Raw genomic sequence first — 13,647 nt, 5'->3', positions numbered from 1 at the left:
CTTAGCAGATAAAACCAAGCCCTGACTTCAAGGCATGCCTCAAACGATAAAAGCAAAAAGGGGACAATCCCCTTTCGGAGATCGTCATTCCCGCGAAGGCGGGAATCCCCCGCCATTCGAACCGCTGTGGATTCCGGGTCTGCGCTTCGCTCCGCCCGAAATGACGACGCTTGAGGGCCCTGGGGTTTGTGAATAATCAGCAAAGGAGTGCCCCCGTCTTCAATGTTCCGGTAGCTGATCATGAATGTTATCGAGTCCTGACCACAAGGTCAGGAAATGACGCCTTGGGCACATCCCACCCCGCATAGTGCGTCGCACAAAACAACCAGCGCCCAAAAACAATACCATTGGATAAAGGCGCATCACGACAGACTGGTAGCGCCAAATTTTTCTGAAAACACCCCACCCTTGCGGATAGCTTAAAACCCTACCGCGCCGCAAAATAAATCGTTCAAAATCAACTGTTTGACAACCGAAAGCGGTTTCGGATAGCGTTTTCCTGTTCCGAAAGCGGTTTCGGAACACCAAACACCGTCAAAAAGGCGGTGAAAAGCATCAGGGAGGTTCCGTGCCGCGCGTTCGGAAGCAAAACGAAACCATGTCGATTGCCCGGCTGGCCAAACATCTTGGTTTGTCCGAGGGAACCGTTTCGCGCGCGCTCAACAATTATCCCGATATCGCCGCAAAGACCGTCGCCCGTGTCCGCAAGGCCGCCGATGAGCTGGGCTATCGCCCCTCGACCACCGCACGGCGTCTTGCCCGTGGCGTGGTCGAAACCATCGGCTTTGTCCTGCCCGCCCGCGACGGCCATCAGATTGATCCGTTTCTGGCCGAAATTCTCGATGGTCTTGCCACCGAACTTGCGCTTTCTGACTGGGACTTGCTGGTCTCCGCCGTTCCCGATGGTCATGACGAGGTCGAAGTCATGGACCGCCTGATCCGCTCAGCCAAGGTCGGCGGATTTGTTGTTGCGCGCACCAAACGCCATGATCCCCGCATCGATTTTTTGCGCACATCCCACATCCCATTTGTGGCCCAGGGGCGTACCGAAAACTGCGAAGACTATGCATGGCTTGATATCGACAACGAAAAGGCCTTTGTAGATGCCGTGAATTACCTTGTCGGTCTTGGACATCGCAAGATCGCGTTTCTTGGCGGCGATCCTGAACTCAATTACGCATGGCAACGACGCGCCGGCTATCTTGCCGCAGTCAGGGCCAATGGTTGCGATCTTCCATCGGGCTATCTGCATGACGGCATCACCAACGAACTGGCCGCGCGCGATGCGGTTTCAGAAATCCTAAAACACCCGGATCGTCCGACCGCCCTTCTGTGCGTCACCGATGCGGTTGCCATTGGGGCAATGCACGCATTGGCGCATGCCGGTATCGACGTCGGATCGGAAATGTCCGTGATCGGTTTTGATGGCCTGCCCATGGGCGAAGCCATCCATCCCGGCCTGACGACCATGTCGCAGGCCAGCTATCAGATCGGCCGCGAAGTCGGCCGGATCGTTGTTTCGCAGGCCAACGAACCTGCATCGGAATTTTCCCAAATCCTGTGGGAAGCATCGCTGACCGTCCGTGGGTCAGCCAACCCGCCAGTAACGAAACTGGCAGAAAATGCCAAGGGAGGCATCTCATGAAAACAAGGTTTACGCGTGCTTTAACGCTTGCTGCGGCTGGCCTGCTGATCTCGACCAGCATGGCAAGTGCGCAACTGCGCTTCTGGACCACCGAAGAACAACCCGAACGACTGGCCAAACAAGAAGAAATGGCCAAGGCGTTCGAAGCCAAAACCGGCACTTCTGTTGAAGTCATTCCGGTCACGGAAACCGAACTCGGAACCCGCGCCACCGCGGCCTATGCCGCCGGTGATTTGCCAGACGTCATTTATCTGACCCTGCAATATGTCCTGCCCTGGTCCGAGGCCGGCATCCTCGATACCGAAGCCAACAACGAAGTCGTCAATCAGCTGGGCAAGGATACCTTTGCACCCGCAGCCCTTGGCATGGCCGATTTCGATGGCGAAGTCGCCGCTGTACCGTCTGATGGCTGGACGCAGATGGTGCTTTATCGCAAGGACCTGTTTGACGAAGCCGGTCTTGAGGCCCCCAACACCTATGGCAATATCGTCAAGGCCATCGAGGCACTGCACAACCCGCCCGAAATGTACGGCTTTGTCGCTGCAACCAAAATTGACGAAAACTTCATGAGCCAGGTTCTTGAACATGTCTTCCTGGCAAACGGCGCAACCCCGGTTGCCGCCGATGGCTCGGTCGGCTTTGACAAGGCAAAGCTCGTCGAGGCGCTTGAGTTTTATAAAAAACTCGCCAAGGCGTCACCACCGGGGGATCTGTACTGGAAACAGTCACGTGAAGTCTATTTCGCGGGCAAGGCGGCCATGATCATCTGGTCACCCTTCATCCTTGATGAACTGGCAGGCCTGCGCGACAGCGCCCCGCCCACCATCAACAATGACCCGACCTCGGGCGAACTGGCATCGAAAACCGGTGTTGTCACCCGCCTGATGGGCCCGTCCAATCCGAATGGCGCGGCATGGGGTGACATTCGCTATTTCGGCATCACCAACGATGCTGATACCGACCCGGCGGAAGAATTCGTCAAATTCTCGCTGGATGAAGGCTACACCAGCACGCTTTCCATCGCACCCGAAGGCAAATTCCCGGTCCGTCATGGCACTGCCGAAGATCCCGAGAAATTTGTCAAGGCATGGTCGACCCTACCGGTTGGTGTTGATCGCAAAAAGCCGCTGTCAGAGCTTTATGACCCGGCCGTCATCACCGACATCGTTTCCGGCCTTGAAACCGCAAACCGTTGGGGTGTCGCCGAAGGTCAATTGGCCATGGCATCGCGCATCATCAACAGTCAGGTGATCAACCGTCTCGTCCGTGAATATATCGACGGCGAACGTGACGCATCGGAAACGGCGGACCTGATCAACGAGGAAATCGCCGCTATCAACTAAGCGATCCTGATCCGGGGCGCTTGAACCAGCGCCCCGGACTCCGAATTTCACAACGGATAGCAAGACGATGACGATGTCCCGAACAACCAAGACATCCCCGGCAACCGCACCCCCCAACGGTCGAAAAGCCGGGCTCGGCCCGATGGCGCGGCGCGAAGCGCGGCTTGCGCTGTGGATGCTGGCCCCGACATTTCTGATTGTGATGGGCATCGTCCTGTTTCCGTTGCTTGCCAATTTCTGGATTTCGGTCAAGCCGGTCACATTGTCTGACTTGCGCCCGCCAACCCCTGTTGTGTCCGAACGCGTGCGGGGGGATTTCGATGTTGCCGGGCAGGAATTTGAAATCCAGTACCGCATGCGCAATTCATCGCGCAAAGGCGACATTACCGACGTCGTCCTGACCGATACATTGCCCGCGGGCATTACGGTCATTGATCCGGGGGATGTTTGTACCGTCACGGGGGCTGCGGTCCGCTGCGCCCTTGATGGCCTTCCGGCCGGGGAACGCACCCGACTGAAAATGACCGCTGTGGCGGATGAAACGTTTGCCGCCAACCCTGTCTCGCCGCGTGACAGCGAACCAACCGTCACCGGCACGGCTGAAAACATTTTGACCAATAACGAATTCACCCTGGAAAACTTCGCGCGAATTTTTGATTCCCGCGAATTCTGGTCGGTGCTGTGGGTGACGATCACCTATACCGTCTTTGGCACTTTGGGCGCATTGGTGCTGGGCCTGTTTGCCGCGCAAATGCTCAACAAACCCTTTGCCGGACGGTCGATCATTCGCGGGCTTTTCCTGTTTCCCTATGTCGCACCGGTCATTGCCGTTGCCTTTACATGGGTCATCCTGCTTGACCCGTTCAACGGCACCTTCAATGCCATCTTGCAGCGCATGAACATCGCGGATGAAGGCGTAAACTTCTTTGGTCAGCGCGACATTCCTATTGATGTTTTCGGCCTGACCATCGATTTCCCGCTGGCCTTGGCAACCGTGATTGCCTTTGAGGCCTGGCGCTACTTCCCGCTGTCCTTCCTGTTCATTCTGGCCCGGATGCAGTCGATTTCATCTGACATGTACGAAGCCGCCGAGGTCGATGGCGCCACGCCCTTGCAACAGTTCTGGCACATTTCCCTGCCGCAACTTCTGGGGATCCTGTCGACCCTGTTCCTGCTGCGCTTCATTTGGACGTTCAACAAGTTCGACGACATCTTCCTTCTGACCGGCGGGGCGGCGGGCACGCGCACGCTGACGGTCGATGTCTATGAACAGGGCTTTGCCCTGTCCAATCTCGGCGCCGGGGCGGCAGTGGCAGTTGCCATCTTTATCCTGCTTCTGGTCTTTGCCGTGTTCTATTTCAAATTCGTCCATCGGGAGGATTCGTAATGCGTATCGGTACGGGTCTTCTTCTGGGTCTTCTGACCGGATTGCTTTGGGGCACGATTGCCGTTGCCCTCACCGGCATTTCATTGACCCTGATCACCGGCCTTCCGGCCACACCGATCATTTCGGCAGGTGCACTTGGCGGGGCGGTCAATGCTGCCATCATCATGCTGCGCGCGCCCGCAGATCGCACACCGGGGCTTTACCTTGTCGCCTTTGCTGCCGTGATCGTCTCGATGATGCTGGTATCCTTTGGCGCACCTTTCAGTCTGGCCTTATCTGAAAGTTCGCTTATTCAGGCCTTCGGCGTCGGGCTGATCGCGCTTGCCGTGACCTTTGCCAACCGCGCAGTCCTGATTGATATTCAGTCGGGCATGCTCAAACGCTACAAGATTGATCTGGTGATTGTCCGCACACTCAAGGGCTTTGGCTTTGTGTTCTTTAGCGTGATCGTCATCCTGCCCTTCTATGTGATGGTGATGACCAGCCTGAAAAACCAGCAGGATCTGTTCCTGAACCCGCTGGATCTGTCGATTGATCTGACACAGGGTGCTGCCAGCCTGTTTGACAGCTATGTCGAACTGTTCACCAAGTTCAATTTTGGCCGCTTCCTTCTGATTTCGACCATCGTGTCGGTCTGCACCGTTGTGATCACGCTGGCCTTTTCGATCCCCGGCGCCTATGCGGTGGCGCGTTTGAAATTTCCCGGACAGACGGTGCTTTCAAGCTCGATCCTGCTGATCTATCTGGTGCCGATGATCGTTCTGGTCATCCCGCTTTATGCCGTGTTCAGTCAGCTTGGCCTGCGCAATACGGTGGTTGGCCTGCTGATCGTCTATCCGGCCACCACGGTGCCCGTGGCCCTTTATATGCTTCAGGGCTATTTCCGCGGCCTTCCGGCCGAACTGGAAGAAGCCGGTTTGATGGATGGTCTGTCGCGCTTTGGCGTGATCTGGAAAATCACACTGCCACTTGCCTTGCCGGCCCTGGCATCGGTGTCGCTTTATGTCTTCATGATCGCCTGGAACGAATTCCTGTTTGCCTTCATGTTCCTCGATGATCCCGACATCTTTACCCTGTCACGTGGCGTGGTGTCGCTCAATTCATCCGAAGTTCCGCGCCAACATCTGATGGCCGGTGCGGTGATCGCAACGGTTCCGATCCTTGTCATCTTCCTGTGGTTTGAACGCTTCCTTGTGCAGGGCCTCACCGCCGGGAGCGTCAAGGGATGAGCCAGATGAGCCGGATCCGCCTTTCACTCGATCAGCTTACCGGTACTAACAGACGTGCGGCCGACATCCTGCTTGGCAATGATCGCGGCGGCTATACGGTGCCAAGTGCCAAGCTCTATCCGTTCCAGTGGAACTGGGATAGCGCGCTGGTTGCCCTTGGCTTTTCCGTCTTTGATCCCGATCGTGCCTGGCAGGAAGTCGAAAGCCTGCTTTCCGCCCAATGGGACAACGGCATGGTGCCGCACATCATTTTCTGGAAAGAGGAAAAAAGCTACTTCCCCGGACCGGAACAGTGGGGCACGACCGACATCGCCAACACGCCCCCGACATCGGGCATCACCCAGCCCCCGGTGGCGGCAACCGTGATCGAACGGCTTCTGGCCGAAGACATTGCTGCCCATCGCGACCGGGCGGCAAAACTTCTGTCCAAACTTGATCGCTGGCATCAATGGTTCCTTGATGCCCGTGACCCGGATGGGCGCGGTGTGGTTGCGATCATGCATCCGTGGGAAAGTGGCCGCGATAATCTGCCCGACTGGGATCGCCCCTTATCCTTCATCGATACCACAGGGGTTGGCACCTATCACCGCCGCGACACCGATATCGTCAATCAGGACGAACGTCCGAAAAACGACGACTATGATCACTACATGGCGCTGGTCAGATTTGGTCGTGATTGCAATTGGGATACAGAAATCATTGCCCGCGATTGCCCGTTCTGGGTCGCTGAACCGGGCATGAATGCCATATTGCGCCGGGCCGAACGCGATCTGATCAATATGGCAACGCTTCTGGGGCAGGATGATATCGCCGCCCGCGCCAAAGCCCGCCTTGCCCGCTTGGATGCCGGGTTTGAACAGCTTTGGTCAGAAACCGTCGGCGGCTATGTCACGCTTGATTTGCGTCGCGATGAACACGCCACTGGCCTGACATCGGGAAGCTGGCTTGCCCTGTTCGCTGGCGCGGTCGAACCGGCCCGTGCGGGCAAGATGGCCGCAACGCTTACCCATTGGATTTCGCAGGTCGAACACAGCGTTCCAAGCTTTGATCCCGGCCACGAACTGTTTGATTCCATTCGCTATTGGCGCGGTCCGGTCTGGGCCATGGTCAACTGGATGATCGCCACCGGATTGTCTGAGCATGGCGAACTCGACCTTGCCGATCGCATCCGGCGTGACACGCAGTCCCTTATCGAACTTTCGGAATTTCGCGAATATTTCTGCCCGGTGACCGGTCGTGGCGGCGGGGGCACGGACTTTTCGTGGACGGCATCCATGTCGCTTTATTGGGCGGCCCGTCCCGAAGCCTTGCCAATCGCGTCCCGCCTGTCCCCATCGACCGCACCATCAGCCTCACCAACCGGCACCGCAGATCAGGAGAACACATAAAATGGGCCAGATCGAACTTAAAGGCATCCGCAAATCATTTGGCGGGGTTGATGTCATCAAGGGCATCGACCTTCAAATCAATGAAGGCGAGCTGGTGATTTTTGTCGGCCCGTCCGGCTGTGGCAAATCAACATTGCTGCGGCTGATTTCGGGACTTGTCGAAGCATCCGATGGCCAGATCCTGATTGATGGCGATGACGTCACCGGCAAACCACCGGCCGAACGTGAACTCTCGATGGTGTTTCAGTCCTATGCGCTCTATCCGCACAAATCGGTGCGCGAAAATATGGGCTTTGCCCTGACCGTTGCCGGCATGCCCAAGGCCGAAATCACCCAAAAGGTCGATGAAGCCGCCGCAACGCTCAAACTCGAAGACTATCTGGATCGTAAACCCAAGGCACTGTCAGGCGGTCAGCGCCAGCGTGTGGCGATTGGCCGCGCGATTGTCCGCGAACCGCGCGCCTTCCTGTTTGACGAACCGCTCTCGAACCTTGATGCGGCTTTGCGCGTTGAAATGCGTCTTGAAATCGCCCGCCTGCACCAGAAACTCGGTGCCACCATGGTCTATGTCACCCATGACCAGGTCGAGGCCATGACGCTTGCCGACAAGATCGTTGTTCTGCAGGCCGGCCAGATCGAACAGATCGGAACGCCACTTGATCTCTACCGCCATCCGGGCAACCTGTTTGTCGCCCAGTTTATCGGCTCGCCGAAAATGAATGTGGTCGACTGCACGGGGACGGGCACGCAGCTTACCTTTGGCAATGGCAACACATCCGATATTGCCCGCAATACCGAAGGTGCCACCAAGATGGGCATTCGCCCGGAACATATGGCGCTCTGTGATGCCGGTGACGCCAATGATACCTCAAAGGCCATCCTGACCGGCCAGATCGATGTCATGGAACATCTCGGCTCCGACAGCTTTGCCTATGTCAATGTCCCCGATGTCGGTCTGTTCACGGTTCGCATCGTTGGTCATTCCGACGCGGGCGTGGGCGATACCGTCGGGCTGCATTTCGCATCCGGCGATGTGCATCTGTTCGACGCATCCGAAAAAACCATCCCGGCATGACAAAACGCGCATGCCGGATTTCCGATCCGGGCACGTTTTAAATCCTCATACAATTAAAATGACGGCAAATATGCCTGTCGCGTCGGGCGGGCGCTTGCGGTCTGATCTTTAACTTATTTTGAATAATGGGTTGCATTCTTCAATTTAATTGAAAAATGCAAAACCCCCTTTTTGCGCTATTTCAGCGACCCCAGAACCGCCAGACTTTCATAGCGTTTGATATAGGGTTCATGAAACACCCGGTCGACAAAGGCGCTGTATTCTTCCATGTCGCTGACCTGAATACGCAGCACAAAATCATGCGCCCCTGTCACATGATGACACTGCACAACTTCAGGCATTCTGCCGAATTCTTCGCGCATCAGCATGTAACGATCCGGGCGGTCGCGCTCCATGGTCAGAAGCACGATCACCATCATCTTCTTGCCAAATACCTTGGGTGATACGATCGCGACATCACGTTCAATCACCCCGGTTTCACGCAGGCGCTGCACCCGGCGCAAACAGGCTGCCGATGAAAGGCCAACTTTCGCGGACAGCTCATTACCTGTTAACCGACTGTTTTCCTGCAATAATTCCAGCAGGCGATAGTCAAATTTATCGAGTTCCGCCAAGGTTCAATATCCCAAACGACGCTGTAACATCCTTCGGATAAACATGACCGAAGCCGACAGCGAAAGAAAATCGTTTTTGCCAGATCTTTGCGAAAATGTCGCACAGATTTGCGAACTTTGCGCACTGTTTCACATAAACGAGGCGTAGATTGTTTGCGGGTTCGAAGGAAACTTTGACCCCTTATTAGCAAACAAACTCATGAGCCAGCATCATGCCAGCACAGTTTACAAATGGATCCCTCGCCGCCACCACCAATGTCGCGCCGGTATCAGGCGTAACCATCTGGCGCTGGCTCGTTCTTTTTTCGCGCAAATGGGCGCTGGCCTACAAGGTCGCCCGTGATGCGGAAATGCTGCGCAATGCCCCGCGCGAAGTGCTTGAAGACATCGGCATTGACCGCAAAGACGTCGCATTCGTCTGCGAACACGGCCACCTGCCGAGATAAGCCCAATTCCCCAAAAACAGGTACCCCACCCTGTGCACAAAAAAGCCTGTCGGTGCCTTACTGCACGGACAGGCTTTTTGCGTTCCAGAACGCTGTGGTTTTCATGCGGGTTTAAACAGGCGGGCCGCCGGATGCTCGAACGTTACGCGCCCTTCTTTCATGCCCCAGATCGGGCGACTGATTTCCGAGACCACTTGTGCGCGGCTTTGGGCGGGCAGGACGATGAAGCTTGCGGCTTCGCCGACCGCGATTTTGCTGGAGCGACCCAGAAGTTTGGCCGGGGCGTCGGACACCATGGCAAAGCAGTTTTCAAGTTCGGCCTCGGTCGCGAGCTGACTGACATTGGCATACAGATTTGCCATGCGCGACAGCGAACAATCGCCGTAGGGCGTAAACGGGTTCAGCACATTATTGGTTGCAATCGTGCAGCACACGCCATGGGCGGCAAGCTTGTGCGCCGGCGCAACACCACAGGGGACTGAATGATCGTGATCGCGCCCGGTCAGAAAAAGGTCGGTTGCGGGCAACACGGTCAGGCCGATCCCGGCATCGCGCATGATGGCAATCGTGTCATCAAGTTCGGGTTTGGGCAGCACCGACAATTTGGTCACATGCCCGATCATCACGCGGCCCTGCCAGCCAAAGGCGATGGATTGCTTGGCGACTTCATCCAAATGCCGCCAGCTGGCATCCAGATCAAAATCAAGATGGAAATCCAGATCGACATCATAGTCGCGCGCCATTTCAAACAGGCGCAGGATCTGGCCATGTGGATCGGTATCCATATAGGGACAACCGCCCAGAAGATCGGCACCATTGTCCAATGCCTGGCGCAACAGTTCCTCGGTCCCGGGATAGTTAAACAGGCCTTCCTGGGGGAAGACGCAAATCTCGATATCCATTGCCCAGGCATAATCGGCCTTAAGCCGCTTGATGGCGTTAAAGCCCGCCAAGCCGATGCCCGGATCAATTTCGACATGGGTGCGCACCGCATTGGTGCCCTCGGTAATTGCCTTTTCAATGACGCGGACACCGCGGGCGTAAATGTCATCCTCGGTAAAGCCGCTTTTGGCGTTGGCGACCGCACTGATCGCGCCCTGAAGCGTGCCGGTTTCGTTTTTGGCACGGTCAAGGATACAGGCCTTATCAAGGTGGATGTGACTTTCCACAAAGCCGCAGCTGATCAGTTGGCCCGCTGCATCAAAACTTGGCGCATCGCCCGTAATCGACTGGGCAATTTGGACAATTTTTCCATCCGCCACGGCAAGATCGACAAGCGCGTTCTCACCATTCAGGCAGGCGTTCCTCACCAGGTAGTCAAGCATTCTCGTGTGCTCCCAGTTCCGGGTTTTTATCGTTGGGGGCTTTATCGCCCTGTTCGGCACCACCCAAATAGGCGGCAATCAGGCGTTCATCTTCTCTCAGCTCGGATGCCTTGCCTTTGGCAACCACCTGCCCCTGTTCAAGGACATAGGCATAATCGGCCACCGAAAGCGCCATGGTCGCCATCTGATCGACCAGAAGGATGGTGACACCCTCGTCACGCAATTCGCCGAGAATGGCATAGAGTTCCTCGACCATGGCAGGGGCCAGACCAAGCGATGGTTCATCAAGCAGCAGCGCCTTTGGCTTGGCGACCAGTCCACGGGCAATCGCCATCATTTGCTGTTCGCCCCCGGACAAAAGACCAGCCTGGCTGTTGATGCGATCGCGCAGACGCGGGAAGCGGTTCAGGATGGCTTCAAGTTCATCCGAACTGACAGGTTTGGGTTGCTTATAGGCCCCCAGTTCGATGTTTTCGCGCACGGTCAGTTCCGGGAAGACCTGACGGCCTTCGGGCACCAGAACCAAGCCCTGTTCCACGATCTGATGCGGGGCAAGATCATGGATATATTCGTTATTGAGAACGATCTTGCCATCCACGGGGCGGAGCAATCCGGCCAGTGCGGTCAGGAAGGTCGACTTGCCTGCACCGTTTGCCCCCAGAAGCGCAACCATTTCGCCCTGACGGACCTTGAGGTCCACGGAATGCAGAACCGGTGCGGCACCATATCCAGCCGTCAGGCGCAGCGTTTCAATCACCGGGGAGTCCCCGGCCTCAAACGGGATCGGGCGCGGGCGGGCCTTCATTTCGCCGTCACCAAGATAGGCGGCGATCACCTGCGGGTCGTTCTGAACGGCCTGCGGGGTGTCAAAGATGATCGGGGTTCCGGCATCCACGGCCAAAATCTGATCGGAAATGCCCATGACCATTTCCATGTCATGTTCGACCAGCACCACCGTAATCCCGGCATCGGCCAGTTGGCGCAGCAATTTCGCCAGGGACATCTTATCGGCATGCATCAGGCCAGCAGCCGGTTCATCCAGCAACAACACACCGGGCTTGGTCGCCAGCGACCGGGCGATTTCAACCAGCCTTCGATCAACATGCGGCAGGTCACCGGCACGGGCATCAATATCGCCATGATAGCCACAAAAGGCCAGAAGCCCGGCGGCATGGTTGCGGTTGGCATCCGACGCAATCGCACTGAACGGCTTGCCAAACCGGCCAACCGGAAGACCGGCAATCACGTTGTCGATCACCGACATGTTTTCAAACAAGCGGGTCGCCTGATAGGTGCGCGCAATGCCATTACGCGCAGCAAAATCGGTGGGTTTGCCTGCGATATCCTGATCCCCGATGCGCACAGTTCCTTCGGTCGGCTTGTAAAACCCGCTGATGATGTTCAAAAGCGTGGTTTTACCCGCCCCGTTCGGGCCAATGATGGATGTCACATCGCCCGGCTTGGCGGTAAAGGACACATCATTGACCGCCTTCACCCCGCCAAAGGCGATGGACAGGTTTTCAACCACCAGGCCATCGGACTTGGCGTAATCCTTAAGCCCTGCCTCGATCTCGTGCGCCGGGGTGGCGGTGACACCGCGCTTGGTCAGCGGAATGAACCGTTCGATCACGCCGACAATCCCGCGCGGGGCAATCAGCAAAACGACAATCAAAAGTCCGCCAAAAATCAGCAGGCGATATTCGGCAAAATCGGCCAGAAGTTCGGGCAACAAGACCGAAACCGATGCGCCGACCAGTGGCCCCAGAACCGTGCCCGCGCCGCCCAGAATGACGGCAAACAGATACAGGATCGACTGGCTAAGCGGGAAGTTTGACGGTGCGATAAACATCATGAGCGGCGCAAACAACGCCCCGGCAAGACCGGCCATAGCCGCCGCAATGGCAAAGCCCGATGCCTTGACGGCAAAGGCGTTATAGCCAAGCGAACTTGCGGCGATTTCGGCATCGCGCATGCTGGTCATTGCCATGCCCCAGCCACTTGTCGCCAAACGACGGAACGCAAAAAGCGCAACCCCGGCCAGAACAACACACAGCATCACAAGATCACGTTCGCTAAACATATAGCCAAACAGTTCGGGCATCGGGAAACCCATCAGGCCGTTTTGCCCGCCGGTCAGTGCCCGCCATTCAATCGCGCCATGTTCGACAATAAAGGCAAAGGCAATCGTCACCATGGCAAGGAACGGCCCCGCCATCCGCACAGCCGAAAGTGCCAAAACACACCCCGCCAACCCGGCAATCACGGTCGATGCAATCAGCGCCATCCAGAAGTTAAGCCCGGCCAGCGTCAGAATGGCACTGGCATAGGCCCCGATGGCAAAGAACCCGACCTGCCCAAGCGACACCAACCCGGTCAGGCCATACAAAACATTCAGCCCCACACACAAAACCGTGGTGATGGCGACAAGGCCGATGACGAACTGGGTATAGCCGCCCGTGATCGTGACACCGATCAAACCGGTAATGATGGCGGCCAGGATGGTCACATCAAGGGCGATGGATTTATTGAGTTTGGGCATCGGATTTTTAAATTTGATTTCGCGTTTCATCATCAGACTTTCTTGATCGCAGCACGGCCAAACAGGCCGCTTGGTTTGACGGTCAGAACCGCGATCACAAGCGCGAAGACGACGATGAAGGTGTAGGACGATCCGAGATAGGTGGTCACACCGGCCTCAACCAGGCCATAGATAAAGCCGGCCAACATCACGCTATAGGCCGATGTCATGCCGCCCAGAATGGCAACCGCAAAGGCCTTGAGACCAAAAAGCGTGCCCATATCGGAATGCACCGAGAACAGCGGCGCAATCAAAAGCCCGGCACAGCCGGCCAGCATCGATGAAATGGCAAAGGATCCGGTCACCATCAGGGTAGTGTTGATCCCCATCAGTTTGGCCGCCTGAAGGTTCTGCACCACCGCCAAAAGCGCACGGCCCTGACGGGTATGACGGAACAGGGCATGCAGTGCGAGTGCGACACCAATGGCCGCCATCGGGATCAGGATCTGTTGCGGGTAAACGCCGGTGCCAAACACGTTCCAGCTTTCGCCAACAAGGGCGGATGGCAGGGTGCGCGGTTCGTTGCCAAAGGTAAACAGTACCGCGTTATCAAGCAAAATACCGCCCGCGACAGTGGCCATCAGCCAGGCTTCGGAATTGCGAATGGCAAACGGACG

Annotated in this window: 11 protein-coding genes; 7 read left to right on the top strand and 4 right to left on the bottom strand. The window is 56.7% G+C overall.

Features of this window, described 5'->3' with window-relative positions; genetic code table 11:
- The first annotated feature begins 568 nt into the window (after positions 1-568).
- The 6 genes from B2R48_RS12015 to B2R48_RS11990 all read left to right on the top strand — a co-directional run bounded on the left by B2R48_RS12015 (position 569) and on the right by B2R48_RS11990 (position 8,067).
- A complete protein-coding gene (locus B2R48_RS12015; protein ID WP_297000677.1) occupies positions 569-1,645 on the top strand; it encodes a substrate-binding domain-containing protein in 1,077 nt (358 codons plus the stop codon).
- Positions 1,642-2,988, top strand: a complete 1,347-nt coding sequence (locus B2R48_RS12010; RefSeq protein ID WP_297000674.1) for an ABC transporter substrate-binding protein — start codon at positions 1,642-1,644, stop codon at positions 2,986-2,988. The genes B2R48_RS12015 and B2R48_RS12010 overlap by 4 nt, the downstream gene beginning before the upstream one ends.
- Positions 2,989-3,061: 73 nt before the next feature.
- Complete coding sequence (locus B2R48_RS12005) at positions 3,062-4,375, top strand: sugar ABC transporter permease (protein ID WP_297000671.1); 1,314 nt, start codon at positions 3,062-3,064, stop codon at positions 4,373-4,375.
- Positions 4,375-5,604, top strand: coding sequence for a carbohydrate ABC transporter permease (locus tag B2R48_RS12000; RefSeq protein ID WP_213474070.1), 1,230 nt, complete (start codon positions 4,375-4,377; stop codon positions 5,602-5,604). The genes B2R48_RS12005 and B2R48_RS12000 overlap by 1 nt, the downstream gene beginning before the upstream one ends.
- Before the next feature lie 5 nt (positions 5,605-5,609).
- Positions 5,610-6,992: an MGH1-like glycoside hydrolase domain-containing protein gene (locus tag B2R48_RS11995; protein ID WP_297000669.1), complete on the top strand. Its 1,383-nt coding sequence runs from the start codon at positions 5,610-5,612 to the stop codon at positions 6,990-6,992.
- A gap of 1 nt (position 6,993) precedes the next feature.
- Positions 6,994-8,067 carry an ABC transporter ATP-binding protein gene (locus B2R48_RS11990; protein ID WP_297000667.1) on the top strand — a complete coding sequence of 358 codons (1,074 nt, stop codon included), beginning with the start codon at positions 6,994-6,996 and terminating at the stop codon, positions 8,065-8,067.
- A gap of 176 nt (positions 8,068-8,243) precedes the next feature.
- Here B2R48_RS11990 and B2R48_RS11985 read toward each other — a convergent pair whose 3' ends face one another.
- A complete protein-coding gene (locus B2R48_RS11985; RefSeq protein ID WP_062955801.1) occupies positions 8,244-8,681 on the bottom strand; it encodes an Lrp/AsnC family transcriptional regulator in 438 nt (145 codons plus the stop codon).
- A gap of 212 nt (positions 8,682-8,893) precedes the next feature.
- Between B2R48_RS11985 and B2R48_RS11980 the strand changes: the two genes are divergently transcribed.
- Positions 8,894-9,127, top strand: coding sequence for a hypothetical protein (locus B2R48_RS11980; protein WP_062955802.1), 234 nt, complete (start codon positions 8,894-8,896; stop codon positions 9,125-9,127).
- A 101-nt stretch (positions 9,128-9,228) separates the two neighbouring features.
- Here the strand turns inward: B2R48_RS11980 and B2R48_RS11975 are convergent, their stop codons facing one another.
- The 3 genes from B2R48_RS11975 to B2R48_RS11965 form a co-directional block, all read right to left on the bottom strand.
- Positions 9,229-10,452 (bottom strand): amidohydrolase family protein, encoded by a 1,224-nt coding sequence (locus tag B2R48_RS11975; RefSeq protein ID WP_297000663.1) that lies wholly within the window; start codon positions 10,450-10,452, stop codon positions 9,229-9,231.
- On the bottom strand, positions 10,445-13,024 hold the full coding sequence (locus tag B2R48_RS11970) for a branched-chain amino acid ABC transporter ATP-binding protein/permease (protein ID WP_297000661.1): 2,580 nt from the start codon (positions 13,022-13,024) through the stop codon (positions 10,445-10,447). The genes B2R48_RS11975 and B2R48_RS11970 overlap by 8 nt, the downstream gene beginning before the upstream one ends.
- Positions 13,024-13,647: branched-chain amino acid ABC transporter permease (locus B2R48_RS11965; protein ID WP_297000659.1), on the bottom strand; the 624-nt coding region annotated here is incomplete at its 5' end. The genes B2R48_RS11965 and B2R48_RS11970, both read right to left, overlap by 1 nt.

Origin of the sequence: Thalassospira sp. UBA848 (genome assembly GCF_002295455.1) — a bacterium.
In the GTDB taxonomy this organism is placed as follows: Bacteria; Pseudomonadota; Alphaproteobacteria; order Rhodospirillales; family Thalassospiraceae; genus Thalassospira.
Note: the sequence above shows the minus strand (reverse complement) of the source record. Positions and strands in the feature narration are given on the sequence as shown.

What these genes read in the sequence shown, in the direction of transcription:
- B2R48_RS12010 (WP_297000674.1), top strand. Translation starts at nt 1,642, where the DNA reads ATGAAAACAAGGTTTACGCGTGCTTTAACGCTTGCTGCGGCTGGCCTG.
- B2R48_RS12005 (WP_297000671.1), top strand. Translation starts at nt 3,062, where the DNA reads ATGTCCCGAACAACCAAGACATCCCCGGCAACCGCACCCCCCAACGGT.
- B2R48_RS12000 (WP_213474070.1), top strand. Translation starts at nt 4,375, where the DNA reads ATGCGTATCGGTACGGGTCTTCTTCTGGGTCTTCTGACCGGATTGCTT.
- B2R48_RS11995 (WP_297000669.1), top strand. Translation starts at nt 5,610, where the DNA reads ATGAGCCGGATCCGCCTTTCACTCGATCAGCTTACCGGTACTAACAGA.
- B2R48_RS11990 (WP_297000667.1), top strand. Translation starts at nt 6,994, where the DNA reads ATGGGCCAGATCGAACTTAAAGGCATCCGCAAATCATTTGGCGGGGTT.
- B2R48_RS11980 (WP_062955802.1), top strand. Translation starts at nt 8,894, where the DNA reads ATGCCAGCACAGTTTACAAATGGATCCCTCGCCGCCACCACCAATGTC.
- B2R48_RS11975 (WP_297000663.1), bottom strand. Translation starts at nt 10,452, where the DNA reads ATGCTTGACTACCTGGTGAGGAACGCCTGCCTGAATGGTGAGAACGCG.
- B2R48_RS11970 (WP_297000661.1), bottom strand. Translation starts at nt 13,024, where the DNA reads ATGATGAAACGCGAAATCAAATTTAAAAATCCGATGCCCAAACTCAAT.